General features: G+C 67.2%; 22 protein-coding genes. 11 read left to right on the top strand and 11 right to left on the bottom strand.

What is annotated here, in order from left to right; all coding sequences use genetic code 11:
* Positions 1-2: 2 nt before the first annotated feature.
* The 3 genes from ispE to DVT68_RS16120 form a co-directional block, all read right to left on the bottom strand.
* Positions 3-1,397 carry a 4-(cytidine 5'-diphospho)-2-C-methyl-D-erythritol kinase gene (gene ispE / locus DVT68_RS16130; protein WP_114826115.1) on the bottom strand — a complete coding sequence of 465 codons (1,395 nt, stop codon included), beginning with the start codon at positions 1,395-1,397 and terminating at the stop codon, positions 3-5.
* A gap of 208 nt (positions 1,398-1,605) precedes the next feature.
* Entirely contained in the window at positions 1,606-2,235 is a 630-nt protein-coding gene (gene lolB / locus DVT68_RS16125; RefSeq protein ID WP_114826114.1) for a lipoprotein insertase outer membrane protein LolB, read from the bottom strand.
* The gene (locus tag DVT68_RS16120) at positions 2,232-3,917 is read right to left on the bottom strand and encodes a tetratricopeptide repeat protein (protein WP_425477519.1); all 1,686 of its coding nucleotides are present in this window, start codon (positions 3,915-3,917) and stop codon (positions 2,232-2,234) included. The genes lolB and DVT68_RS16120 overlap by 4 nt, the downstream gene beginning before the upstream one ends.
* 162 nt (positions 3,918-4,079) lie before the next feature.
* Between DVT68_RS16120 and hemA the strand changes: the two genes are divergently transcribed.
* From hemA to ppk2 (DVT68_RS16100), 4 genes are all read left to right on the top strand, one after another.
* Entirely contained in the window at positions 4,080-5,354 is a 1,275-nt protein-coding gene (hemA, locus tag DVT68_RS16115) for a glutamyl-tRNA reductase (protein ID WP_114826112.1), read from the top strand.
* Positions 5,355-5,430: 76 nt separating this feature from the next.
* Entirely contained in the window at positions 5,431-6,510 is a 1,080-nt protein-coding gene (prfA, locus tag DVT68_RS16110) for a peptide chain release factor 1 (protein ID WP_114826111.1), read from the top strand.
* Between the two features lie 139 nt (positions 6,511-6,649).
* Complete coding sequence (locus tag DVT68_RS16105) at positions 6,650-8,758, top strand: O-linked N-acetylglucosamine transferase, SPINDLY family protein (RefSeq protein ID WP_114826110.1); 2,109 nt, start codon at positions 6,650-6,652, stop codon at positions 8,756-8,758.
* A 104-nt stretch (positions 8,759-8,862) separates the two neighbouring features.
* A complete protein-coding gene (gene ppk2, locus DVT68_RS16100; RefSeq protein WP_114826109.1) occupies positions 8,863-9,642 on the top strand; it encodes a polyphosphate kinase 2 in 780 nt (259 codons plus the stop codon).
* Positions 9,643-9,688: 46 nt separating this feature from the next.
* Here the strand turns inward: ppk2 (DVT68_RS16100) and DVT68_RS16095 are convergent, their stop codons facing one another.
* From DVT68_RS16095 to DVT68_RS16080, 4 genes are all read right to left on the bottom strand, one after another.
* Positions 9,689-10,189, bottom strand: a complete 501-nt coding sequence (locus tag DVT68_RS16095; protein WP_114826108.1) for a VOC family protein — start codon at positions 10,187-10,189, stop codon at positions 9,689-9,691.
* Positions 10,190-10,361: 172 nt separating this feature from the next.
* Complete coding sequence (locus DVT68_RS16090; protein WP_114826107.1) at positions 10,362-10,628, bottom strand: acylphosphatase; 267 nt, start codon at positions 10,626-10,628, stop codon at positions 10,362-10,364.
* The gene (locus tag DVT68_RS16085) at positions 10,625-11,110 is read right to left on the bottom strand and encodes a TlpA family protein disulfide reductase (protein ID WP_114826106.1); all 486 of its coding nucleotides are present in this window, start codon (positions 11,108-11,110) and stop codon (positions 10,625-10,627) included. The genes DVT68_RS16090 and DVT68_RS16085 overlap by 4 nt, the downstream gene beginning before the upstream one ends.
* Positions 11,107-12,381, bottom strand: a complete 1,275-nt coding sequence (locus DVT68_RS16080) for a YihY family inner membrane protein (RefSeq protein ID WP_114826105.1) — start codon at positions 12,379-12,381, stop codon at positions 11,107-11,109. Before DVT68_RS16080 ends, DVT68_RS16085 begins: the two co-directional genes overlap by 4 nt.
* A gap of 136 nt (positions 12,382-12,517) precedes the next feature.
* Between DVT68_RS16080 and wrbA the strand changes: the two genes are divergently transcribed.
* From wrbA to DVT68_RS16065, 3 genes are all read left to right on the top strand, one after another.
* Complete coding sequence (wrbA, locus tag DVT68_RS16075) at positions 12,518-13,120, top strand: NAD(P)H:quinone oxidoreductase (protein WP_114826104.1); 603 nt, start codon at positions 12,518-12,520, stop codon at positions 13,118-13,120.
* On the top strand, positions 13,117-13,464 hold the full coding sequence (locus DVT68_RS16070; protein ID WP_114826103.1) for a DUF2069 domain-containing protein: 348 nt from the start codon (positions 13,117-13,119) through the stop codon (positions 13,462-13,464). Before wrbA ends, DVT68_RS16070 begins: the two co-directional genes overlap by 4 nt.
* Before the next feature lie 112 nt (positions 13,465-13,576).
* A complete protein-coding gene (locus DVT68_RS16065) occupies positions 13,577-16,075 on the top strand; it encodes a S9 family peptidase (RefSeq protein WP_114826102.1) in 2,499 nt (832 codons plus the stop codon).
* 60 nt (positions 16,076-16,135) lie between these two features.
* Here the strand turns inward: DVT68_RS16065 and pdxR are convergent, their stop codons facing one another.
* On the bottom strand, positions 16,136-17,611 hold the full coding sequence (gene pdxR, locus DVT68_RS16060) for a MocR-like pyridoxine biosynthesis transcription factor PdxR (RefSeq protein WP_114826101.1): 1,476 nt from the start codon (positions 17,609-17,611) through the stop codon (positions 16,136-16,138).
* Positions 17,612-17,694: 83 nt separating this feature from the next.
* On the opposite strand from pdxR, the gene DVT68_RS16055 reads away from it, so the two are divergent.
* From DVT68_RS16055 to DVT68_RS16040, 4 genes are all read left to right on the top strand, one after another.
* Positions 17,695-18,702 carry a transporter family protein gene (locus DVT68_RS16055; RefSeq protein ID WP_199536087.1) on the top strand — a complete coding sequence of 336 codons (1,008 nt, stop codon included), beginning with the start codon at positions 17,695-17,697 and terminating at the stop codon, positions 18,700-18,702.
* Between the two features lie 40 nt (positions 18,703-18,742).
* On the top strand, positions 18,743-19,498 hold the full coding sequence (locus DVT68_RS16050) for a class I SAM-dependent methyltransferase (RefSeq protein ID WP_114826100.1): 756 nt from the start codon (positions 18,743-18,745) through the stop codon (positions 19,496-19,498).
* Positions 19,499-19,728: 230 nt separating this feature from the next.
* Positions 19,729-21,375 carry an acyl-CoA dehydrogenase family protein gene (locus DVT68_RS16045; protein WP_114826099.1) on the top strand — a complete coding sequence of 549 codons (1,647 nt, stop codon included), beginning with the start codon at positions 19,729-19,731 and terminating at the stop codon, positions 21,373-21,375.
* A gap of 57 nt (positions 21,376-21,432) precedes the next feature.
* The gene (locus DVT68_RS16040; RefSeq protein ID WP_114826098.1) at positions 21,433-21,924 is read left to right on the top strand and encodes an asparaginase domain-containing protein; all 492 of its coding nucleotides are present in this window, start codon (positions 21,433-21,435) and stop codon (positions 21,922-21,924) included.
* 107 nt (positions 21,925-22,031) lie between these two features.
* Here DVT68_RS16040 and ppk2 (DVT68_RS16035) read toward each other — a convergent pair whose 3' ends face one another.
* The 3 genes from ppk2 (DVT68_RS16035) to sufT form a co-directional block, all read right to left on the bottom strand.
* Entirely contained in the window at positions 22,032-23,171 is a 1,140-nt protein-coding gene (ppk2, locus tag DVT68_RS16035; protein WP_199536086.1) for a polyphosphate kinase 2, read from the bottom strand.
* Positions 23,172-23,252: 81 nt separating this feature from the next.
* Positions 23,253-23,471 (bottom strand): HP1242/YdcH family protein, encoded by a 219-nt coding sequence (locus DVT68_RS16030; RefSeq protein ID WP_114826097.1) that lies wholly within the window; start codon positions 23,469-23,471, stop codon positions 23,253-23,255.
* Between the two features lie 190 nt (positions 23,472-23,661).
* Positions 23,662-24,219, bottom strand: coding sequence for a putative Fe-S cluster assembly protein SufT (gene sufT, locus DVT68_RS16025; protein ID WP_114826096.1), 558 nt, complete (start codon positions 24,217-24,219; stop codon positions 23,662-23,664).
* Between the last annotated feature and the right edge of the window lie 15 nt (positions 24,220-24,234).

Below are 24,234 nucleotides of genomic sequence, written 5' to 3'. Positions count from 1 at the left end.
TCCTACCGTGCCGCTCCGTCGACGCCGCGATGGCGCGCCAGGGCGACAAGCAGCGGAGAGACATCCTCACCCCTGGCCACGTGGGCCGTGAACCGGGCGGGACAGCGCTCCGCAATGGCCTCGGCACGTTCCGGAGAATCCGTCTCCAGGAACACACACGCACCGCTGCCGGAAAGCCTTGCACGGCCGAAGCCGTCGAGCCAGTCCATCGCCGCAGCCACGCGCGGATGTCGCGCGCGGACCACGGGCGCGAACGCGTTCTCGACCGTTTCGCCCGAAGCAAAGGATGAAATTGTGGCGGGCGGAGCATTTCGTGTCAATTCAGGCGCTTGAAAAAGCGCCGCGGTGGGCACGTGCTCACGGGGGTCCAGCACCACGTACCAGCGTTGTGGGAGGCCCATCGGGTTCAGCTTTTCACCCACTCCCTCGGCCCAGGCTGAACGGCCGCGGACGAAAACCGGCACATCGGCGCCAAGCTGGCGCCCCAGCTCGGCCAGGGCGTCCTCATCCAAGCCGGCGCCCCAAAGCCGGTTGAGGGCTACCAGCACGGTGGCGGCGTCGGAACTGCCGCCGCCCAGTCCGCCCCCCATGGGGATGCGCTTCTCCACCTCGATATCGGCCCCCGCGCCCGCCGGGGCGTGGGGCTGAAGCAGGCGGGCTGCGCGCACCACCAGGTCACTGTCGGCGGGGACGCCGGGCACGTCGGTGAGACGGTGGACCTGGCCGTCTTGGCGCGGGCGCAGGCGGATCTCGTCGCCCCAGTCGAGCAGGCGGAACACCGTCTGCAGATCGTGGTAGCCATCAGCGCGGCGGCCCGTGATACGCAGGAACAGGTTGAGCTTGGCCGGCGCCGGCCAGGCGGTCCAGTCGCCGGGATCGGGCGGCGCCAGGGGGCGGCTCATGAAGACCCGCAGGTCGTCGGGGAAGCCGTTCTCCCGGTCGCGCTCCCGATAGAAGGCGAACTCGGGGCGGTTCTTGTCCATCACCGCAAAGCCATGCTTGGCGTAGAACGGCGCGTTCCACGGCACGTCGGCAAGGGTGCCCAGGTCCACCCGGTGATAGCCAGCCATGCGGGCCCAGCCGCAGGCGTGCTCCAGCAGGGCCGCGCCGATGCCGCGCCGGCCATGCGAGGGCAACACGTCCATTTCGGCCACGCCGATCGCCTCGCCACCCTCTTCCGCGTCCAGCCAGATGAAGCCGACAGGCTCACCGGAACCGATGACCGCCACCCAGACCAGGCCGCGGGCGATCGCCTCGCGCAGCACTTCGGGCGGCACCGACACGTCCCGATAGGAGCGCCAGGCGCGATGTCCGCGGAACAGCTCCACCGCCACGCGCTCGATGGCGCAGAGGGCGTCGACCTGATCGGGGCGGGCGCGTTCGATGTGGAAGGTCATGGGACTCCGCTCTTGTTCTTCTTCCTCTCCCCTTGGGGAGAGGATCGAGGCATTGCCACCTTTACGGTGGTGAGGGGCGGGTGCTCGCGGCAGCGCGCCAACGAGGCGTGCTCACTAATCAGCGCAGTCGCAAGATTCGCCCCTCACCACCGTAAAGGTGGCAATGCCCTGCCCTCTCCCCATAGGTGAGAGGGGAAAGGCGCGTGGGTTACTGGAAGCTCCAGGACTCCACCGACAGTTTCACCTTGTACGGCGGATTCTCGGCGAACACCTTGTTCGGCACCGCGGGGTCGCGAGTGGTGTCCCAGGTCGGGTAGCTCACCTTCCAGCCGTCCTGGGTCAGCAGGGTCGGCAGGCCATCATCACCGAAGGTCAGTTCAGCCGGACCACTGTCGGCGCGCAGGCCCAGCACCCAGGCGCGCAGATCATGCAGTGGGACGTTCCAGCCCAGCGCCTTCTGCACCAGCGACTCCGCATCCGGACTGCGCAGCGGACCACCCTCCAGGCCTTCAAGCACCGCGCCGTCGGGGTTCACGCTGAGCCGGAAGCTCTTGCTGCCTACCGGGCCGCGCACCACGAACTCGTAGCTGTCGCCATTCTGGGTCCAGGTCAGCGTGCCGCTGCCGCCATCGCTCTTGCCGTTGACCTGGCCGGAGACGCCGATCTTGCCCTGCAGCACCCAGTGATCGGTCTTGGCCATCTGGTGCTCGCGGGCGCGCTGCTGGTTGAGCAGGGTCGCGTAATCGGCCTTGGGCACGGGCCGCACCGCTTCCTTATGGGCGCAGGCGGCTAGCAGCAGCGGCAAGGCTGCCGCGAGGAGTCGAATCGGAAGCTTCATGGATTGAGGCGCTTGAGGGTGTTGTGGAGATTGGTGCTTTGCGGGTCGATCTTACGCACTTCGTCAAACACGCGCCTCGCGTCTTCCTGCCGGCCCTGTTTCCACAGCACTTCGCCCAGATGCACGCCGACGTCGGCATCCTTGTGCGCCGTCCAGGCCCCACGCAGGGTTTTCTCCGCCACGTCCAGATGCCCCAGGCGGTACTGCAACCAGCCCCAGGAATCCTGGATGGCCGGATCATTCGGGCGCGCGGCGCGGGCCGCCTCGATCAGGCGTTCGGCCTCAGGCAGGTCCCGGTTGGCGTCGGCCAGCGTATAGCCGAGCGCATTGGTGGCGTCGGTATCGTCCGGCTTGAGTTCCAGCAGGTGCCGGAAATCGCTCACTGCCTTGTCCGTGTCGCCCTCCTCCGCAAAGGCCAGGCCGCGCCCGTACAGCAGTGCGGGATCGTCCGGGGTCACCTGCAGGGCCCGGCTGAAGGCATGTTCGGCCTGGGCGTATTGCTGGTCGTCCATGTACAGCTCCGCATCCACCTCGTAGGCGCGGCGCAGCAGGGCCGGCTGGTCGAGGTAGTCGGTCTGCATCTGCGCCAGTTGCTCGTGCGCTTCCGGGCTTCGCCCCAGGTCCTGCAGCAACACGGCGCTGCGCAGGTCGGCATCGAAGGCGTGGTCGTCGTCATCGGGCACCTGGTCGTACCACTTCAGCGCCTCTTCCTTCTTGTCCAGCATCTCGGCCATCTGCCCAAGCAGGTAGGCGCTGCCCTGCCGCACATCGTCCGGCGAGTGCTGCACCTGGCTGTACAGGCGAGTGATGGTCTTGGTGTCATTGGCCTTGGCGGCCAGCGCGGCGCGCATCGAATAGGTGTCGGCATCCTGCGGGCCGTTGTCCAGCAGGCGGGAGGCGCCGGCGTAGTCACCGCCCTGGCTCAGCAGGGTGGCGTAGGCCAGACGCAGGTGGGCGTCCTTCGGGTCCTTGGCCAAGGCCTTGTCAAACAACAGCTTGGCGCCGGCCTTGTCGCCGTCGCGGTACTTCATCTGCCCCAGCCAGGCGTAGGTTTCGGCGGAGTTGAAGCGCTTCACGGCGGCTTCGGCAACCTGCATCGCGTAGGCATGCCGGCCCAGCTTGTCGCCCAACTCGCTCATCGCCAGCCAGGCCTGCGGATCGCTGGGCAACCGTTGCGGCGTGGCCACGGCCTCCAGCAGTTGCGAGGCCTGCGCGGCATCGCGGCTGCCGATCAGCACCCGGCCGAATTGACGCCAGGCGTCGGGATCGTTGGTGGCCACCAGTAGCTCAAGCTGGCGCTGCGCTTCGTCGGTGTTGCCCTGGCTGAGCGCGAGCTGCGCGCGGGCCTGGGCCAGTTCCGCCGGCTTGGCGCCCAGCGCCTGCCAGCGCGCAATGGCGGCCTGGGCCCCGTCGGTGTCGCGCACGGCGATAGCCAGGGCAGCCGCCTGCTCGGCCACCTTGGGGTCGTTGGAGAGCATCATGGCCTGGCTGTAGGACGCCGAAGCCGCCTTGAGATCCGTGTGGGTCAGCGCCATCTCACCAGCCATGAGCTGCGCCAGCAGGTCATGGTTCTGGTCGGGCGTGGCCACCACCAGGCTTCCCAACGGCTGCTTGGCGAGAGTGGCCTGACCCGTTTGCTTCCCCGGGACCGAGGCGCAAGCGGCCAATGCCAAAACCACCACGCCCCCAACCCCAAAATGCCGCAGTTGCTTGAACTTGGACCACCTGCTCAGCACACTATTCTCCGCTCATCCGTCTGTGTTGGCCGCTGTCACTGTAGAACGGCCGGTGCTAAAGCCTAGTTTACGCCGCCGCATGCTCCCCGCCTCGAGTCGCCACGCACCATGACGCTCATCGCCCTAGGGCTCAACCACCTCACCGCGCCGGTCAGCCTGCGCGAGCAGGTGGCCTTCGATACGGAGTCGTCCAGCGCGGCCCTGCTCTCGCTGCGTGGAGAGCCGGGCGTGGAAGAGGCGATGATCCTGTCCACCTGCAACCGTACCGAACTGTATGTGAGCGTTGCGACAGGGGCCGAGGGCGTTCCGCAGGCGTGGCTCAGCCGCCACCATCACCTGACTCCGGGCAGGCTCGAGGAGTTCCTGTATCGGCATGACGAAGATGCCGCCGTGCGTCACATGTTCCGCGTCGCCACCGGGCTCGACTCCATGGTGCTGGGTGAGCCGCAAATTCTTGGCCAGGTGAAGGACGCGTATCAGCTGGCGCGCGATGCGCAGGCCCTCCGCGCGCCGATGGAAAGGCTGATGCAGCACACCTTTGCCGTGGCCAAGCGCGTGCGCACGGACACCCGCATCGGCGCCCACACCGTGTCGGTGGCGTTTACCGCCGTGCGGCTTGCCGAGCAGGTCTTCGCCGACCTGCGCGACGCCAGCGTGCTGCTGATCGGAGCCGGCGACACCATCGAACTGGCCGCCCGCCATCTGGTGGACAAGCAGGTCCGTCGCCTCATCGTGGCCAACCGCACGCTCGAGAACGCCCAGGAGCTGGCCAGCCGCCATGGCGGCTATGCGATTTCGCTCAACGACCTGCCGCAGCATCTTGCCGATGCCGACGTGGTGATCAGCTCCACCGCTTCGCGACTGCCGGTGGTGACCCACGATATGGTCGAGAAGGCCATCGCGGCGCGCCGCCGCAAACCGATGTTCATGGTCGACATCGCCGTGCCGCGCGACATCGAATCCTCGGTGGGCGAACTGGACGACGTGTTCCTCTACGGCATCGACGACCTGCGCCAGGTGATCGACGACAACCGCCGTTCGCGTGAGGCCGCCGCCAGCGAGGCGACAGCGATCATCGACCTCCAGGTGGAACGCTACATGGCGTGGCGCCGCGCGCTCACCTTGCGCAATCCCGCCGTGGACCTGCGCCTGCACGCCGAGGCCTATCGCAACGAAGTGCTGGAGAAGGCGCGCGCCATGATTGCCCGTGGCAAGTCGCCCGACGAGGCGTTGGCCTTCCTCGCCAACACCCTTACCAACAAGCTGCTGCATCACCCCAGCGCACGCCTGCGCGAAGCCGCGCTGAGCGGCGACATGGACCTGCTGCATGCAGCCGGCCGCCTCTATGGCATCGCGGAAAAACCAGAAGTGAGTGAAGAGTAGTGAGGAAAGCAGAGAGGGCCTCGCAAGGCCGCGTGTTCTTTCTCACTTCTCACTCCTCTTCACTCACTTCTCCGCCATGACTCCATCGATCCGCCGCAAGCTCGAATCCCTCGCCGAACGCCATGAGGAGATCGGGCTGCTGCTCGCCCAGCCCGACGTACTGGCCGACAACACACGCTTTCGCGAGCTCTCGCGCGAGTACGCACAACTGGAGCCGCTGGCGGTTTCGCTGCGCGAGCGCGACCACGCCGAGCAGGAGCTGGGCGAAACCCGCGCGATGCTGGATGACCCTGAGCTGCGCGACATGGCGCAGGACGATGTCGCGAGGCTCGAGCAGCGCCTGACCGACCTGGACGAAGAGCTGCAAATCCTGCTGCTGCCCAAGGACCCGCGCGACGAGGCCAACCTGTTCCTCGAAGTGCGCGCCGGCACCGGCGGCGACGAGGCCGCCATCTTCGCCGGCGACCTGTTCCGCATGTACGCCCGCTACGCCGAGCGTCGCCGCTGGCACGTGGAAGTGCTCAGCGAAAACCCGGGCGAACATGGCGGCTACAAGGAGGTCGTGGCGCGCGTCGAGGGCAAGGGCGCCTATTCGCGGCTGAAGTTCGAGTCGGGCACGCACCGCGTGCAGCGCGTGCCGGAAACCGAGTCGCAGGGCCGCATCCATACGTCGGCGGCCACGGTGGCGATCCTTCCCGAGATGGACGAGATCGGCGACATCGAGATCAATCCAGCCGACCTGAAAACCGACACGTTCCGCGCGTCGGGCGCCGGCGGTCAGCACGTCAACAAGACCGACTCGGCCATTCGCATCACCCACCTGCCCACCGGCATCGTGGTCGAATGCCAGGACGAGCGCAGCCAACACAAGAACCGCGCCCGCGCGCTCAGCCTGCTCAAGGCCCGCCTCCTCGACGACGAGCGCAGCAAGCAAGCGGCCGCCCAGGCCGAATCGCGCCGCCTTCAGGTCGGCTCCGGCGATCGCAGCCAGCGCATCCGCACCTACAACTTCCCGCAGGGACGCATTACCGACCATCGCGTCAATCTCACCCTGTACCGCCTGCCCGAGGTGTTGCAGGGCGATCTGGATGAATTGGTGGATACGCTCACGCGGGAAAATCAGGCCGACGAACTGAAGGCGCTGACCGCCGGCTGAGCGCCGTCTCCGCTACCCCTCCGCATTCACCCCACTCAGGCCCGGTCGATGCGGGCAACCGGCTCCAGGCACGGGCGTAATTTCATGCCGGCGCCCCGCCATGATTGGCAGCCACGGCTCCCTGCGCTAGTTTGGTTCGATGACCGACCTCTTTTCCCCTAGTTCCCAGGCTCTGACGCAGCAGATCGTCGAGCGATTGCAGCAAGGCGCGTACGGCGACGCCGAGCAGGCCGCGATGCAGGCGCGACAGCATTATCCCGACGACGCCGAACTGGCCCGCCTGCACGGCATCTCGCTGCTGCAATTGCAGCGTGCCGACGAGGCCTGCCAGGTGCTGGAGCATGCCGCCCAACTGGCGCCCAACAGCGTCGAGGTGCAGTGCAATCTCGGCAGTGCGCAGCTGAGCCGCGGGGATGCCGATGGCGCCATCGAGCGCCTGCGCGCCGCCCTGCGCATGGCGCCGGGACACCCGGCCATCCTGCTCACCCTCGGCAATGCGTTGATGGCGGCCGCCCGTTACCAGCACGCCCGCGAGTCCTACGCGATGGCCACGCACGGCGCCCCCACTCACCCGAGCTTGCGACTCAACCTCGCCGCGGCGGAGCTGGAGCTGGGCCACCTCGAGCAGACCGACCTGCACATCGGCGAAGCCCTGGACCTCCAACCGCGCTTCGATGCCGCCCATGCGCTGCGCGGCCGGTTGCGACTGGCCCAGCAGCGCCCGCTCGAAGCAGCCGACGCGTGGCAGCAAGCCGAGCGCCTGTCGCCTGGCAACCCGCAATACCCGTTTGCCACCGGCCAGGCGCTGGAAGAAGCCGGCCAGCTGTCCGCCGCGGCCGACGCCTACGCCCGCGCGCTGCAACTGGCGCCGGATGACGGCCCCACCCTGGCCCAGCTGATGTTCGTGCGGCGCAAATTGTGCGACTGGCGCGACCTCGACCAGCTGAGTGAACGCCTGCACCGCGCCGCCGCCGATGGACAGCGCCCGGTCAGCCCGTTCGTGATGCTCGCCGAAGACGTCGACGCCGGGATGCAGCGACGCTGCGCCACTGCCTTTGCCGCGTCGATCGAGAAGCAGGTGGAGCCGCTGCGCAGGCAGCTCGCCTTCACGCACGCCAAGCTGGCGGCGGACGCTCCGATCCGCGTGGGTCTCGTCGCCGACGGCTTCAACGATCACGCCACCGGGCTGCTGGTGGTGGCCATGCTGGAAGCGCTGACCGGCTCCGGCCTGGAGCTGCACCTGTTCGCCACCACCGCCGACGATGGCGGCTCGATCCGGCGTCGCCTCGCCGCGGCCAGCACGCTGCACGACGCAGCTGCGCTCGGCGCGGCGCAACTGGCGCAGCTCATCCACGACACGGGCATCGAAGTGCTGCTGGACCTCAACGGCTACTCCGGCAAGGACAACGGTGTGTTGTTCGCGCTGCGCCCGGCGCCGGTACAGGTGAACTGGCTCGCCTATCCCGGCACCTCTGGCGCGCCCTGGATGGACTACCTGCTGGCCGACGCCACGGTATTACCGGACAGCCAGCGCACCTTCGTAAGCGAGAAGCTGATCCGCCTGCCGCGCTGTTACCAGCCCAACGACAACACCCGCGTGGTGTTCGAGCCGCCGTCGCGCGCCGAATGCGGCCTGCCTGCGGAAGGCACGGTGTTCGCCTGCTTCAACAACAGCTACAAGCTCAACCCCGCGTCGTTCGCGCGCTTCATGCTCATCCTGCAGCAGACACCCGACAGCGTGCTGTGGCTGCTGAGTGGCCCTGACGGGGCCGATGAACGCCTGCGCGCCGCGGCCACCGCCGCGGGCATCGAACCCAGCCGTCTGGTGTTCCAGAGCCGTCTGCCGCACGCCGACTACCTGGCGCGCTACGTCCACGCCGACCTGTTCCTCGATACGCTACCGTACAACGCCCACACCACCGCCTCCGACGCCTTGTGGGCGGGCTGCCCGGTGCTGACGCTGACCGGTGACACCTTCGCTGGCCGCGTGGCCACCAGCCTGCTGCAGCATCTGGGCCTGCCGGAGCTGGTCTGCGAGGAAGAGGAAACCTTCATCGCCATGGCCACCCAGCTGGGCAACGATCGCGACGCCCTCACCACCCTGCGCCAGCACCTCGCGCAGCAGCGCACGAAGAGCCCGTTGTTCGACATGCGCGGCTACGCGGCCGATTTCCGCCGGGCCATCCAGGGCATGAGCGCGCGCTACCGCATCGGACGCAAGCCGGTCGACGTGGACCTCGCGCACTGACCCGAGGCCTGGGAAGCCGGGGGCCCGCCGTGGCGGCCCCCGGCTTCACGCGTGACCGTTTGCTGCGCACAATGCAGTAATCGTCCCGACAGAGAGGCTCGGTCATGGCCAAGAAGCAAAAGAGCTACCGTCGCCAGATGGCCGAACTGCAGATCGAGCTGGCCGAGCTGCATCGCTGGCTCCGCCGCAGCGGGCAGCGGCTGGTGGTGGTGTTCGAGGGCCGCGACGCCGCCGGCAAGGGCGGCACCATCAAGGCGATCACCGAGTCGATGGACACGCGTGGCTACCGCATCGCTTCGCTGCCCAAACCCGACGAGATCGAAGCCACCCAGTGGTACTTCCAGCGTTACGTGCAGCACCTGCCCAGTGCCGGCGAGATCGTGCTGTTCGACCGCAGCTGGTACAACCGCGCCGTGGTGGAACCGGCCATGGGCTTCTGCACCAAGTTGCAGTACCGGGCCTTTCTGGCCGCTGTCCCCGCCTTCGAAAAGCTGCTCACCGACGACGGGGTCATCCTCCTCAAGTACTGGCTGGCCGTGGATCAGGAGGCGCAGGAAGAGCGCTTCGCCGAGCGCGCCAAGGATCCGCTCAAGCGCTGGAAACTGTCGCCGAACGACCTCGCCTCGCGCGAGAAATACGTCGAGATTGGCCACCTGCGCGACCTCATGATCGAGCGCACCCACCGCCCCCGCGCCCCCTGGTTCGTGGTGGACTTCAACGACCAGAAGCGCGGTCGCATCAACCTGATCCGACATCTGCTCGAACAGGTGCCGCGCCACGACGAGACCATCCCGGAGCCCAAGCTGCCCAGGCTCAAGGGCAAGCCGAAGACCGAGCAGGTCACCGGCAAGGCGCTGTGGGTCCCCGACACCTGCGGCAAGTGACTTTCGCGGGTCGGCCATGCGCGTTGGGTGGGGCGCAGGCGCGACCCTAGCCGGCAGCGGCGCGAAGCAACTCCGACAGGTCCAGCTTCTTCATCTGCATGATGGCGGCCGTGACGCGCGCCACCTTGCCCGGGTCGGGGTCGGTCAGCAGGCGGATCATTTCGTCGGGCACCACTTGCCAGGACAGGCCGAATCGATCCTTCAACCAGCCGCATTGCCCGGTCTTCTCGGCGGCGCCTTCAAGCAGCCGGTCCCAGTAGTAGTCCACCTCCTGCTGCGAATGGCAGTGGACAACCAGAGACACGGCTTCGTTAAAGCGGAACACCGGACCGCCGTTGAGCGCGGTGACGGACTGGCCATCCAGTTCGAAGTCGACCGTCATCACCGAGCCTTCGGGGCAACCAGACGCCGCGGCGCTTTCCGCGGTGTAGCGCGTGGTGGCGCGAATGCGCGAGTTGTCGAACACCGAGACGTAGAAGGTCGCAGCCTCCTCGGCCTGATGGTCGAACCAGAGGAACGGGGTGATGCGCTGAAAGCGGGACGTCATGGCAACCTCTCTCGTGGCGGCGCGCCGGCGTGGCGCCCCATCGTTGCGACGAACGTCGCCCCCTGCGTTCGACACGAGACGTGCTCTTGCCCATGACGGCGTGGAGACGCCGTGAATCCCGCTGGTGGCCGGCTCACGCGCGAGCCACCACGTTCTCGCCGCCAGCGGCGGCTCAGGCGGTATGGAAGCCGTTCCCCTCGGGCGCCGCGCACGGCTCGCGTGTCACCGCATCCACCTGCGCGGCCGGCGGTCCTTGCCAGAGCCAGCGCTCGAGTGCATCCAGCGCCGAAGCGTCACCGCCGGCGACCACTTCCACGCGACCATCCGGCAGGTTCCTCGCGTAGCCGGACAGATGGAGCATCACCGCCTGCTCGCGCGTGCTGGCGCGATAGAACACGCCCTGCACCCGACCACTGACCAGGAACCGCGCCGCGCTCATGGCGATTTGCCCAACCCGATCGCGCGGCCGAGTTTCGCGTCGTCCACCGGCCCGATGAAGCGCTCGGCCACCTTGCCATCCGGGCCAATCAGCCAGGTGGTGGGCAGGCCGCGCGGTTCGTCGAAATCCTTCAGCGGCTGGTCCAGCGTGACCTGGGCGATCGGATAGCTCACCGGATGCTTGGCCAGGAACGCCAGGATGTCGGCCTTGTCGCTGTCCTCGTAAGCCAGTCCGATGGCGGTGACCTTGCCGGCATGCGTGGTGACGAAGCGCGATATGTCCGGCATCTCCTTCACGCAGGGCACGCACCAGGTGGCCCAGTAATTGACGATCACCCACTTGCCGCGCTGCGCCGCCAGGTCAAAAGCCTTGCCATCGAGCGTGGTGACCTTCAGCGAGGGATGCTCGGGCATGGCGGCCTGCGCCGTGCCGGCCAGCGATACGGCCAGCGCCAGGGCGGCAAGCGACTTCAACAGACTCATGAATGGGTTTCCTCGGATGCATGGGTCGCCGGGGATACCGGCGGATAGGCGTGATCGAGCCGCGTGGCCAACGTGGCATCGAGTGACTGCGCGGCGGTCTCGAGCAATTCGATCAGTGCCTGCGGCAAATCGATGCCGCTGGCGCCCACTTCTTCCGAAGGACGCAGCGGCAGGCGGTAATGGCTGTGAGCATACACGCGCCGCAGGTCGGCGCTGTCGAGGCTGCGGCTGAGCAGCCATCCGCCCTCGCCCAGACGGATCAGCTGGGCGCGCTGCAGGTCTTCGAGATAACGCGCGATCGCCGAACGGTGCAGGCTGGGCTCGCTAGCACGCAGCGTTTCCATGTCCACCGACCGGCCTTCGCGATGGGCATCGATGACATGTCGCAACACCAGCAGCAGGCCAAGGAACGCCGCATCGTCAGACAGGCACTCGGAAGGCCGCTGGTAATCGAAGGCGGACAGCGACGCGGCCACCGAAGCGCACAGGATCACGATCACCCACGACAGGTAGATCCACAGCAGGAAGATCGGGATCGCGGCCAGCGCCGCGCCATAGACCTGCTGGTAGGTGTGCGCATGATGGATGAAGCGGGCGAAACCCCAGCGGGCGGCCTCGAACAGCAACGCGCCCATGAAGGCGCCGATGGCGGCGTCCTGCCAGCGCACGCGCCGGTTGGGCACCGCCATGTAGATCAGCATCAGGCTGAGCAAGGTGACGATGAACGGCAGCGTCGCCACCACGCGCTGGCGCAGGCCAAGCGTGCCGGCCGCTTCGTTGAGGATAGGCAACGCGGTGGCATACGAGGCGAGCGCCAGGCCACCCACCACCAGCACCGGCCCCAGCGTGAGCGCCGCCCAATACAGCAGCAGACGCGACACCCAGCCACGCTGGCGCTGCACGCGCCAAATGCGGTTGAGGCGATCCTCGATGCTCACCATCATCGACAGCGCGCTGAAGAACATCACCAGCACGCTGATGCCGGTGAGCTTGCTCGCGTTGTCGGCAAAGCCGTTGAGGTACTCCTGCACACGCTCGCCGGCTGCAGGCACGAAATTGCTGAACACGAACTCGATCAGGGTGGCGCGAGCGTCGGCGAACGCGGGGAACGCGGCGAAGATCGCCAGCGAGGCGACGATCAGCGGCACCAGGGACACGAGGGTGGTGTACGACAGCGCGCCAGCCGTCTCGAAGCACTTGTCATCGATAAAGCGTTGCCAGACGAAACGACTGAAGCTGTCGAGGCGATCGCGGTCAAAACGCAAGGCCATGGGGATTCCTTCGTTGACGCCGGACCCTGACGCCCACCCTGCATGCACCACACCACATGGGCGCGACGTGAACAGGCCGGCTGCACGGGCTTGATCGACCAGTACACTACCCCATCGATCCGCCAGCGCCCACTCCATGAGCCAAGACATCCTGGTCCTCTACTACAGCCGTTCCGGCCACACTGCCCAGCTCGCCCGCCTGGTGGCGCGCGGCGTGGAGGAAGTGAACGGCATGCGCGCCCGTCTGCGCCAGGTCCCACCGGTGGCGCCGGTCACCGAAGTGGCGCGGCCGCCCGAGCCGGAGGACGGCGCGCCGTATGTCACCCGCGAAGACTTGCTCGAATGCGTGGGCCTGGCCATGGGCAGCCCGACCCGCTTCGGCAACATGGCGGCGCCGCTCAAATACTTTCTCGACTCCACCGGCGCCGAATGGGCCAGCGGCGCCCTGGCCGGCAAGCCGGCCGCGTTGTTCACGTCCACCAGCACCATGCACGGCGGCCAGGAATCGACCCTGCTCACCATGGCCCTGCCGCTGCTTCATCACGGCATGCTGATCGTCGGCCTGCCCTATACCGAACCGGCGCTCACCGCGACTCAGAGTGGCGGCACGCCGTACGGCGCCAGCCACGTGGCCGGCGCCAAGGGCGACAACGCCATCACCGAGCATGAGCGCGAACTGGCGCGCGCGCTGGGTCGGCGCCTGGCCGACGTGGCGCGTCGCCTGGGCGCGTCGGCATGACGGCCCCGCTGGCGTTGCCGTATCGCGTCGGCCTGTTTGCGTGGGCCGCGCTCGCCATCCTGCAAGTGGTCTGGCACGGCTGGTTGTTTCCTGCCGAAAGCCTGCCGCCTGCGCTGGTGCTCGCCATCACTGTCGTGCCGCTGGTGCTGCCGCTCCTGGCGATCCGCAATGTGCGGCGCGCGCTGTTGTGGGTCGGCATCCTCAGCCTGTTCTATTTCTGCCATGGCATCAGCGAGGCGTGGAGTGCGCCGGGCCAACGGGCGCTGGCGCTGGTCGAGATCGCGCTGACCCTGGTGCTGATCGGAACCCTCGGCTGGGGCGCACGCCACCGGTCGCCGGCCTGAGAAACAACGCGTCGGGGTTTGTCGCTCGCGTGGGCGACACGTGACTTTCGGCAGGGAGCGGCAGCGGTCAGGCTGTGTAAGGTCGGGGTGATTCCAACAGGGAGAATCCACGATGTCCCTTGCCCCCGATCGTCGGCGAGCGCTGTTGTTCGTCGGCCTGCTGAGCCTGCTGCCGGCTGCCCTCCAGGCCGGCTACAACCAGCCACCCGAACCGCTGCTGGGCGTGATGCACGCGCCGCTGCCTGCAATACCGATGCTCGATCCGACGCGCCAGCGCATGTTGCTGGTCGAGCAATCCCAGTATCCGTCGATCGAACGCGTCGCCGAGCCCTATGTGAAACTGGCCGGCCTACGCATCGAGCCGCGCAACCATAGTCGCCACGACGCCTCCAGCGGCTACGGCATCCGCGCCTGCCTGAAGAGCTTCACGCTCGAGGACGTCGCCAGCCACCGGCTCACGCCTGTCATGCTGCCGGCGGACGCCTGCCCCAGTGCGCCGCTGTGGTCGCCGGATGGCCGTCGCTTCGCGTTCACCAACACCACCGACGAGCGCACCGAATTGTGGCTGGGCGACGCCCTCACCGGCGCGGTCCGTCGCGTCGAAGGGATCGCGCTCAATCCGATGATGGGCGACAGCGTGCAGTGGCTGCACGACAGCGACTCCCTCGTGGTCAAGCTGGTGCCTGCCAATCTCGGCCCGGCGCCCAAGGGCTTGGCCACGGGCGGACCGGAGATCAAGGAGTCGATCCAGGGCAAGGGCGAGAGCAGCTCCTACGAGGCGCGCGACACCCTCGCCAGCCCCGAGGACGAAGCCCTGTTCGACTACTACGGCGCCGCACAGCTCGCCGTGGTTGATGCGGCCAGCGGGCAGACCCGCGTGATCGGCAAGCCCGGCGTCATCGACGGTGTCGCCGCCGCACCGGATGGCGAGCATGTGCTGGTTGAAACGCTGAAGAAGCCCTACTCCTACGTCACCACCTATGAGCGCTTTGCGCGCGACGTGAGCGTGCTGGACGCGCGCACCGGGCAATCCACGCCGATCACCTCGTTGCCGGTAGCCGACCGCGTGCCTGTGCGCGGCGTGCCGATCGGGCCGCGCGAATTCGAATGGCGCGCCAATGCGCCGGCCACGCTGATCTGGCCCGAGGCGCTCGACCAGGGCGACTGGAAGGTCAACGTACCGCAGCGCGACAAGGTGATGCTGTGGAACGCGCCGTTCAGTGGCAAGCCCAAGGAGATCGCCCGCACCGCGCAGCGCTTCAGCGGCATGCGCTGGCTGGCCGAAGGCGATGAGCCGTTCGTGTACGAGTTCGACGCCAACCGTCAGTGGATCCACGTCAGCCGCATTGACGTCGCTCATCCGTCGAAGCCGGCGCGCACGATCTGGGACTACTCGTCCAACGAGGTCTACAAGCATCCCGGCTCGCTGCTCACCCAGACCCTGCCCAACGGCGCCACCGTCGTGCGCCAGGAAGGCGACAGCGTCTATCTGGTCGGCCCGGGCGGCACGCCGAAGGGCGACCGCCCGTTCCTCGATCGCTACAGCCTCGGCAGCGGCCGCACCGAACGTCTGTTCCGCAGCAGCGCTGATAGCTATGAGCGTCCGCTGGCGGTGCTGACCGGCGGCGAGCGCTTCATCACCGTGCACCAGTCGCCGGTCGAGCCACCCAACCTGTTCCTTTACACGCTGGGCCAGCCGGTCGACGGCGCGCCCGCCGGCGAAGCGGCGTTCGCTTCCAGTGCTGCGCCGATCACGAACATTCCGGATCCCACGCCGCAGGTGCGTGGCATCGGCAAGCGGCTGGTGACTTACAAGCGCACGGACGGCGTGGAGCTTTCCTTCACCCTGTACACGCCGCCGGGCTACAAGGAAGGCACGCGCGTGCCGGCGATCCTGTACGCCTACCCGCAGGACTTCGCCGATCCCAGCCAGGCCGGCCAGATCAGCGGTTCGCAGCAGAAGTTCGACGTGTTGCGCAGCTACCGGCTGTTGCTGCTGGCGGGTTACGCGATCATCGACAATGCCTCGTTCCCGATCGTGGGCGATCCGCGCACTGCCTATGACACCTACACCGACCAGCTGGTGATGGATGCGCAGGCTGCGGTGGACAAGGCCGTGGAGCTGGGCGTGGTCGACCGCGACCGCATCGGCGTCACCGGCCATAGCCATGGCGCACTGATGACCGCCAACCTGCTCGCGCACACCAACCTGTTCCGTGCCGGCGTGGCCACCAGCGGCGCGTACAACAAGACGCTCACGCCGTTCGGCTTCCAGAACGAACGCCGCTCGCTGTGGCAGGCGCCGACGGTTTACGCGCAGGTGTCGACCTTCTTCCACGCCGACCAGATCAAGGCGCCGCTGCTGATCATGCACGGCATGGACGACGCCAATCCGGGTACCGAGCCGATCCAGTCGCAGAAGCTGTTCCAGGCCATCCGTGGTCTGGGCGGCGTCACGCGCCTGGTGATGCTGCCGCACGAGCCGCACTGGTACACCGCGATGGAGTCGAACGAGCAGGAGGTGTACGAGATGCTGACCTGGTTCGACCGTTACGTGAAGAACGCACCGGAACAAGCCAAGCCGGCCAAGTCCGCCAAGGCTGCGCCGTAATCGGTTCGCTGAGAGAGGGCGGTGCTACCGCCCTCTCTCGTCACCCAACATCAGGCCAGCTCAGAAACACTGGCCCAACTTGCGCGTCCCCTCGCCGATCTCTTCCAGCGAGGCGCCGCCATAGCCCAGGATCAGGCCACTGCGCCCGGGCGGCTCGAGATAGCACAGCGACAGCGGCCGCACCGATACGCCCTGCCCTGCCGCCGTGCGTGACAGCGCCACGTCATCGACTTCTGGCGACAGGTAGCCGGCCAGTTGCATGCCGGCATCGGCGCCGATCACCTTGAGGCGATCACCCAGATGTTCGCGCAGACCCGCCAGCACGGCCTGGCGACGCTCCTGGTAAAGCATGCGCATGCTGCGGATGTGCCGTGCGAAATGTCCTTCGCGGATGAAGTCGGTCATCGCGCGCTGGTACAGCGTGGAGGTGAAGGTGTCGATAGCGTCGCGGCCCGCGCAGAAATCCTCGACGAGATCCCTGGGCGCCACCAGGTAGCCCAAGCGCAACGCGGGAAACATCACCTTGCTGAAGGTGCCCAGGTAGACCACCCGCCCATGACGGTCGGCGCCTTGCAGCGACGCCAGCGGACGGCCGCCGAAACGGTATTCGCTGTCGTAGTCGTCCTCGATGATCCACGCCTGCTGCCGCGCCGCCCAGTCGAGCAGTTGCATGCGCCGCGCCGCGCTCATGGTGGTTCCCAGCGGAAATTGGTGCGAAGGCGTGATGTAGACCGCGCGTGCATCGGGGCCGAGCCGCGCGCCCTGGGCCACGTCGATGCCATCCTCATCCACCGGCACCGGAACGAGCTGAGCGCCAGCCGTGCGCAGCGCCTGATGCGCGCCGGGGTAGCCAGGCTCCTCCATCCACACGCGATCGCCGTGATCGAACAATACGTGCGCGCAGATCTGCAGACCCTGCTGCGAACCGGTGGTGATCAGCACCTGCGCGGCCTCGCAGCGCACGCCACGCATGGCGCCGAGGTAGTCAGCGATGGCTTCGCGCAATGGCAGGTAACCCATCGGGTCGCCGTAGATCATCCCGTCGACGGAGAGGCTACGCGCGTGCCGGCTCACCAGCTTCGACCACTGCCCCGCGGGGAAGTGATCAAGCGCCGGCATGCCGACGCGGAAGGCGCCGAGATTGCTCAGCCAGGTCTGCGGCGGCGTGCGCATCAACGCGGCGCGACGCGAGATGCGACGCGCCGCCGGCTCGCTACCCTCGGACGGCAACGGAGGCTTGGCTCGCATCGGCCCGGCCAGATCGGAGGGAATCGCCCGCGCCACGCAGGTGCCGGCGCCCTGGAAGGTTTCCAGATAGCCCTCCGCCTGCAATTGCTCGTAGGCGCCCAACACGGGGATGCGCGAGATCTTCAGCTCGTTGGCGAGCCGCCGCGTCGAGGGCACACGCTGACCGGGGTGCAACTGGCCACTGAGAATGGCCTGGCGAAACCAGTCCGACAGCTGCAGGTAGATCGGTGAGGCGCTGGCCGGGTCCACGGCCACCGGCGGCACGAAGCTGGCGCGCATGCGGGTCATCGCGGCAGGCTCCCAAGTGGTGATATCAAAAATCACAAAAGTGGCTATTTCAGGCAACCACTTTTGGGCCTAGCTTGCGCCCCATGAAGCGTCCGGCACAAGTCCCCACCCCGCCCCTGCCGCTTACCCGCAGACTCGCCGGCATCGGCGTGTTCGGCCTGCTGTTCACCCTGCTGGCGCCGATTCCGGCCTGCTCCCAGGAGCAGCCTCAAGTGGTGATGCAAAGTCGCGACGACGCGTGGTGGACCGGCCCGATGCTGGCCAACTCGGCCGAGACCTTGCCGCCCGGCCACCTGCTGTTCGAACCGTATCTCTACGACATCCGCACCAGCGGCGCGAACAGCTACGGCTCGCGCACCTACTTCAACTACGGACTGGCCAACCGCTTCACCGTGGGCGTGATCCCCGTGTTCGGCTACAACCGCGTCAGCGGCGGCCCCAACTCCGACGGCGTGCAGCTGGGCGACTGGACGCTGCAGGCGCAGTACCGCCTGACCCAGTTCCACGAAGGCAGCTGGCTTCCGACCGTGGCGCTCCAGTTGCAGGAAACCTTTCCCACCGGCAAGTACGACCGCCTCGGCAACCGACCGGCCAATGGCCTGGGCAGCGGCGCCTACACGACAACCATCGGCATCAACACGCAGACGTACCTGTGGATGCCGAACGGCCGCATCCTGCGCGTGCGCTTCAATGTCTCCGCCTCCTTCTCCAGCCGCGCCGAGGTGGAAGGCGTCAGCGTCTACGGCACCGATGCCAACTTTCGCGGCCACGCGCGCCCCGGCGACAACCAGTTCGTGAATGCCTCGCTGGAATACAGCCTCACCCGCCGCTGGGTGCTGGCCACGGACCTCATCTACAGCCATAACCGCAGCACCCAGGTCAGTGGACAGGAGGTCGCCCCTTATGGCGACCCCTTTCCGCCGGACATGCACCTCGGTTCAGGGTCCAGCAGCGCGTTCGGCATCGCGCCCGCCATCGAGTACAGCTGGTCACCGGATATCGGTCTATTGCTGGGCGTGCGGATAATCCCGGCCACCCACCGCACGCCGTCGTCGATCACCCCGGCCATCGCGCTCAACGTGGTGCATTGAGCGAGATCGGCGCCACCCGAATCGCCCACGGAGCCTCGCCATGAAGCTGACCCGTCTGTTCGCTCTGTTCGCCGTGCTGGCTGCTCCCGTGTCATTGCTCGCGGGCGGCGCCGTGCCGGCTTATGTCGCAGCCGCCATCGCCACGCCGGATCGTCCGGCCGCGGACCGCGACCTGGACACCCAGCGCAAACCAGATCAGGTGCTGGCCTTCGCGGGAATCAAACCGGGCGATGTCGTGGTCGACCTGATGCCCGGCTCGGGCTACTACACGCGCTTGCTGAGCCGGATTGTCGGACCCGGCGGCAAGGTCTACGCGCTGCAGCCGCAGGAGATGGACAAGGCGGCGCCCAAGGGCCTGCAGAGCCTGCGCGGTTTCGCCGGCAAGCCGCCCTACGCCAATGTCATCGTGCTTTTGCAGCCGGTGTCGGCCATGTCGCTGCCCGAGCCGGCCGACCTGATCTGGACCTCGCAGAACTATCACGACCTGCACGACCCCTTCATGGGCTCGCCGGACATCGCCCGGCTGGATCGCTGGATGTTTGATGCACTCAAACCTGGCGGCCATCTGCTGGTGCTCGACCATGCGGCTGCTCCTGGCAGCGGCGTGAGTCGCACCGATGACCTGCATCGCATCGATCCCGCCGCGGTGCAGCGCGAGCTGACTGCCGCGGGCTTCCAGCCGGATGGCGAGAGCGATGCGCTGCGCAATCCGTCCGACCCGCACACGGCGGGCATCTACGACCCCTCCGTGCGCGGCCACACCGACCGCTTCATCCTTCGCTTCCGCAAGCCCTGAGCCTCGCGACGCCAGCGCGGCAGGATGCGTAAACGCGCTCCTGCCATGCGGAGACAGCACGTGACCAGGCCGCCGGCATCGAGGCAATGTCTGTGATGAGCCGCGTCGCGGGCTGCGCCTGATCTGCAACGGCTCGCAGAAACGTCTTTTCGAGTTGGACGCCATCCTGACGGAATGATCGCGGCGCACCGCACCTATACTCGCCGCTATCGACCTGCCGGGAGCCGACCATGGGATTCCTGCAAGACCCGCCCCAGCTCGCCCATCCGTATCGCGAAGACCGCCTGCTGCGCGCCATGCTCGATCGAGCGCTGCCTCCCACGCGCCGCGCGGCGCTCGACACCGACCTGCAGGCGCTAGGCGACTACGCACTGATGGCCTGGCGGCGTGCCGGCCAGAGCAGCCGTCGCAAGCCCGTGCTGACCGCCTGGGATGCCTGGGGCAACCGCGTCGACCGCATCGAACTGACCGAGGCCTGGCAGGAAGGTCCGCACATCACCACCCGCCACGCAGTGCTCGCCGCCGGCCATGAGGCGAATGAACATGCGCGGCTGGAGGAGTTCGCACGCGTCTACCTCTATCACCTGGCCAGCGAGTTCTACACCTGTCCGCTGGCGATGACCGACGGCGCCGCTACGGCGCTGAAGGCCTCCGGCAACCAGGCGCTGCTGGATCGCGCCCTGCCCCATCTGTTGAGCCGCGACGCCACCAGCTTCTGGCTGAGCGGGCAATGGATGACCGAGAACGCCGGCGGCTCGGACGTGGGCAACACCGAAACCATCGCGCGCCAGGACGCCAGCGGCCAGTGGCGGCTGTACGGGCGCAAGTGGTTCAGCTCGGCGGTGGTCGGCGAGGTCGCGCTCGCGCTCGCCCGCCCCGAGGGTGCAGGCGCTGGCGCCGGCGCACTGGCGCTGTTCTACGTGGAAACCATGGAGGGCGCGCGCCGCCGGCCGGAACTGGTGATCGACCGCCTGAAGGACAAGCTGGGCACGCACGAGCTGCCCACCGCCGAGATCCATCTGGAAGGCCTCCCCGCATGGCCCCTGGGCGAGCTTGCCAACGGCGTGCGGCAGGTAGCGCCGATGCTCAACATCACGCGCACCTGGAATGCCGTGTGCGCCACCGCCAGCATGGCCCGCGCGATCGCACTGGCCCGCGACTACGCCACGCGCCGCCACGCCTTCGGCAAGCCGCTGCTCGACCAGCCGCTGCACGCGCAGACGCTGGCCGACATGCAGGCGGAGTTCGAAGGCGCCTTCGCGCTCACCTTCGAGGTGGCGCACCTGCTCGGCCGCGTGGAGCACGGCGCGCCCCAACCGCATGAGGCCAGCCTGCTGCGCCTGCTCACCCCGCTGGCCAAGTTGTGGACCGGCAAGATGGCGGTTCGGATGTGCTCGGAGGCGCTGGAATGCTTCGGTGGCGCCGGTTATATCGAGGACACCGGCCTGCCCCAGTTGCTGCGCGATGCGCAGGTCTACGCGATCTGGGAAGGCACCACCAACGTGCTCTCGCTGGACAGCCTGCGCGCACTGGCGGGCGAGCAACTCGGCACGTTGCGGCGCGCCATCGACGGCTGGCTGGCCGACAGCATCGACGCACATGCGCGCCAGCAGATCCATGCGGCCATGGATGCCGCCGGCGCCTTCCTGCAGGCGAACGGCGCCCAGCGCGAAGTGCTGGAGGCCGGCGCCAGGGGGCTCGCCATCACGCTGGCCCGCTGCGCGGCAGCCGCCCTGCTGGCGCGCCACGACAGCTGGCTGGCCCCTCGCGGCGGCGCCCGTTCGGGCGCGGCCCTGCGGCGCTTTGTGAGCCACGGGCTGTCCCGCCTTTCGGTCACCGACGCCAACGACACCGCCCTGCTGCTCGGCCCGCACTGAGCAGCCCGCGGCGCGAGCGGCTAAAATGCGCGTCTCCCCACCTTGCGATCACCGACCATGCAGCATCTGACCATCGTCACCACCGGCGGCACCATCGACAAGATCTACTTCGACGACAAGTCGGACTACAAGATCGGCGCGCCGCAGATCGGCGAGATCCTCGGCCAGCTCGGCGTGGCCTTCCAGTTCGACGTGATCCCGATCCTGCGCAAGGACAGCCTGCACATCACCGATGAAGATCGCGCGCTGGTGCGCTCCGCCATCGAGGCGCAGCCGCACCGCCACGTGCTGGTCACCCACGGCACCGACACCATGGTCGAAACCGCGCGTGAACTGGCCCACATCAAGGGCAAGGTGATCGTGCTGACCGGTGCGCTGAATCCGGCGCGCTTCCAGGGCTCGGACGCGGTGTTCAACATCGGCTGCGCGGTGGCAGCGGTGCAGACCCTGCCCGACGGCGTCTACATCACGATGAACGGCCGCGTGTGGGATCCGAGCAAGGTGCGCAAGAATCGCGAGGCGAATCGCTTCGAGGAATCGGCCGGCTGAGCCGACAGCTCCGCTTGACGCGAAGAGCCCGGCCAGCGATCGCCGGGCTTTCTTTTTGGCGTGTGGTTCCGCCGAACCCTGTCGTTCTTCCTGGGTGAATGACCCGATCAGCCGAAGAGCGCGCGCCCCACGATCAATGGATCGGCGAGACCTACCGACTGGGCGTCACGGTTGGCGTACGACAAGCGGTTCAAAACGTAACGCATGGCGTTGAGGCGAGCCCGCTTTTTGCAGTCGGAGCGGATCACGATCCATGGCGAATCTGCCGTATCGGTATGCGCGAACATGGCCTCCTTGGCGCGTGTATAGGCATCCCACTTGTCGAGCGAGGCAAGATCCACCGGGCTCAGCTTCCATTGCTTGAGCGGATGGAGCTTTCGTTCGCTGAAGCGTCGCCGCTGCTCTGCCTGGCTCACTGAGAACCAGAACTTGAACAAGTGAATGCCGCTGTTCGCCAGGTGTCGCTCGAACTCCGGCACCTGGCGCATGAAATCCTCATACTCCTTCTGGGTGCAGAAGCCCATCACGTGCTCGACGCCGGCGCGGTTGTACCAGCTGCGATCGAACAGCACGATCTCGCCCGACGTGGGCAGATGCTGAATGTAGCGCTGGAAATACCACTGCCCGCGCTCGGCCTCGGTAGGTTTCTCCAGCGCCACCACGCGGGCGCCGCGGGGATTGAGGTGTTCCATGAAGCGCTTGATGGCGCCGCCCTTGCCCGCCGCATCTCGCCCCTCGAACAGGATGACCACGCGTTGGCCGGTCTCGCGCACCCACGCTTGCAGCTTCAGCAACTCGACCTGCAGGCGATACTTCTGCCTCTCGTAATTGCGGCGTGACATCTTCTGCCGATAGGGGTACTCGCCCTTGCGCCAGCCCGGCGCAAGCTCCTCGTCTGGATGGCGTTGACTGCCGCCATTCCGCAAGCTCGGGTCGCCTTCCAGCACCAGGCTGCGGAAACGGGCGGCATCGTCGGGCGACAAGCCGCCGAGGATGGTCTTCACGCTGTCGAACAAGGTGTCCGTACCCTGCGCGGCGGACTGCACGAGCACTTCCTGTGTGCTATCAGCCATCTTGGACTGTGCCGAAGCGATAGCGTCGCCGACGCTGCGTTGCTCCATGGCCCATGCATCACGCGATGGCAACACGGCCATGCCGTCGGAGGCCGGTTCGCGCGCTTCAACGGACACATTGGCATCGCTGCCCGTTTCCGTTTCGGACACATGCGGAAGAATGGTCGATGACATGCAGTCACCCCAGGATAGGAGAACGGTTGGAGGAAGACGCCGCATCGGACGTGCGGCGCACGGCGCGTTATGGGTCGACGCTCATGAAGCCGCGGCGCGGCGCAGGACCACGTAGAGCTGGTCCTTCAGCAGCAACTTTTCTTTCTTGAGCTGCTCGATGGCCATGGAATCGGCAGGCGATATGCCGGCTTCCATGTTCCTGATTTCCTGGTCCAACTCATTGTGGCGATGGAACAACCGAGAGAAATGTGGGTCTCGGCGTTTCAGCTCGGAGATGAGATCGCGAAACTCAGGAAACATACAAACTCCATGACGTGGGTCAGACTGCGTAACGCAGTCTGTCGTCAGATGGAGTGAGAGTTGCTGATATGTGTCAGGCGGCTGCGGCTGCCTTCACCGTAAGAGCGCAAACGATTCGCAAGCGTGCCGTTGCGGCCTCATCGCTGCGCTGACCATTCACTCAGCGGGTGTGTTCCTGCTGGCGCAGCGCTTACAGCATCCCCGTTTCGAGCTTGGCGGCGTCGGACATCATCGAGTGATTCCACGGCGGATCGAACACCAGATCCACGTCCGCTTCGCCCACGGTCGGGATGAGTTCGAGTTTGGTGCGCACGTCATCGACCAGGATGTCGCCCATGCCGCAGCCCGGCGCGGTCAGGGTCATCTTCACGTAGACCTTGCGCTGCTCCGGCTCCGATTGTTCGATGCTGACGTCGTAGACCAGGCCCAGCTCCACCACGTTGATGGGGATTTCCGGGTCGAACACCGTCCGCAGCTGCTGCCACACCAGCACCTCCACGTCGGCGTCGGTGGCGTCCGAGGCCAGCTCGATCGGCGGCGGCGGTTCCTTGCCCAGCGCGTCGGCGTCGTTGCCGGCGATACGGAACAGGTTGCCTTCCACGTAGACCGTGAAGCTGCCGCCGAGGGCCTGGGTGATATAGCCGATCTGGCCGGCCGGCAGGCTCACCACTTCGCCCTGCGGCACCATGACCGCCTGGCAGTCGCGCTCCAGGGTGAAGGGCTCGCTGCTAAGACTGAAACCGCTCATGCCTCATCTCATCAA

It is taken from the genome of Dyella solisilvae, from assembly GCF_003351225.1.
Classification (GTDB): Bacteria; Pseudomonadota; Gammaproteobacteria; order Xanthomonadales; family Rhodanobacteraceae; genus Dyella; species Dyella solisilvae.
The sequence above is the reverse complement of the archived record's forward strand: the minus strand, read 5'-3'. Positions and strand labels throughout refer to the sequence as shown.

What these genes read in the sequence shown, in the direction of transcription:
- DVT68_RS16070 (WP_114826103.1), top strand. Translation starts at nt 13,117, where the DNA reads ATGACGGCCCCGCTGGCGTTGCCGTATCGCGTCGGCCTGTTTGCGTGG.
- prfA (WP_114826111.1), top strand. Translation starts at nt 5,431, where the DNA reads ATGACTCCATCGATCCGCCGCAAGCTCGAATCCCTCGCCGAACGCCAT.
- DVT68_RS16080 (WP_114826105.1), bottom strand. Translation starts at nt 12,381, where the DNA reads ATGGCCTTGCGTTTTGACCGCGATCGCCTCGACAGCTTCAGTCGTTTC.
- pdxR (WP_114826101.1), bottom strand. Translation starts at nt 17,611, where the DNA reads ATGACCCGCATGCGCGCCAGCTTCGTGCCGCCGGTGGCCGTGGACCCG.
- DVT68_RS16095 (WP_114826108.1), bottom strand. Translation starts at nt 10,189, where the DNA reads ATGACGTCCCGCTTTCAGCGCATCACCCCGTTCCTCTGGTTCGACCAT.
- wrbA (WP_114826104.1), top strand. Translation starts at nt 12,518, where the DNA reads ATGAGCCAAGACATCCTGGTCCTCTACTACAGCCGTTCCGGCCACACT.
- DVT68_RS16030 (WP_114826097.1), bottom strand. Translation starts at nt 23,471, where the DNA reads ATGTTTCCTGAGTTTCGCGATCTCATCTCCGAGCTGAAACGCCGAGAC.
- DVT68_RS16045 (WP_114826099.1), top strand. Translation starts at nt 19,729, where the DNA reads ATGGGATTCCTGCAAGACCCGCCCCAGCTCGCCCATCCGTATCGCGAA.
- DVT68_RS16105 (WP_114826110.1), top strand. Translation starts at nt 6,650, where the DNA reads ATGACCGACCTCTTTTCCCCTAGTTCCCAGGCTCTGACGCAGCAGATC.
- ispE (WP_114826115.1), bottom strand. Translation starts at nt 1,397, where the DNA reads ATGACCTTCCACATCGAACGCGCCCGCCCCGATCAGGTCGACGCCCTC.
- DVT68_RS16085 (WP_114826106.1), bottom strand. Translation starts at nt 11,110, where the DNA reads ATGAGTCTGTTGAAGTCGCTTGCCGCCCTGGCGCTGGCCGTATCGCTG.
- DVT68_RS16040 (WP_114826098.1), top strand. Translation starts at nt 21,433, where the DNA reads ATGCAGCATCTGACCATCGTCACCACCGGCGGCACCATCGACAAGATC.
- lolB (WP_114826114.1), bottom strand. Translation starts at nt 2,235, where the DNA reads ATGAAGCTTCCGATTCGACTCCTCGCGGCAGCCTTGCCGCTGCTGCTA.
- DVT68_RS16055 (WP_199536087.1), top strand. Translation starts at nt 17,695, where the DNA reads ATGAAGCGTCCGGCACAAGTCCCCACCCCGCCCCTGCCGCTTACCCGC.
- DVT68_RS16065 (WP_114826102.1), top strand. Translation starts at nt 13,577, where the DNA reads ATGTCCCTTGCCCCCGATCGTCGGCGAGCGCTGTTGTTCGTCGGCCTG.
- ppk2 (WP_114826109.1), top strand. Translation starts at nt 8,863, where the DNA reads ATGGCCAAGAAGCAAAAGAGCTACCGTCGCCAGATGGCCGAACTGCAG.
- hemA (WP_114826112.1), top strand. Translation starts at nt 4,080, where the DNA reads ATGACGCTCATCGCCCTAGGGCTCAACCACCTCACCGCGCCGGTCAGC.
- DVT68_RS16050 (WP_114826100.1), top strand. Translation starts at nt 18,743, where the DNA reads ATGAAGCTGACCCGTCTGTTCGCTCTGTTCGCCGTGCTGGCTGCTCCC.
- ppk2 (WP_199536086.1), bottom strand. Translation starts at nt 23,171, where the DNA reads ATGTCATCGACCATTCTTCCGCATGTGTCCGAAACGGAAACGGGCAGC.
- DVT68_RS16090 (WP_114826107.1), bottom strand. Translation starts at nt 10,628, where the DNA reads ATGAGCGCGGCGCGGTTCCTGGTCAGTGGTCGGGTGCAGGGCGTGTTC.
- sufT (WP_114826096.1), bottom strand. Translation starts at nt 24,219, where the DNA reads ATGAGCGGTTTCAGTCTTAGCAGCGAGCCCTTCACCCTGGAGCGCGAC.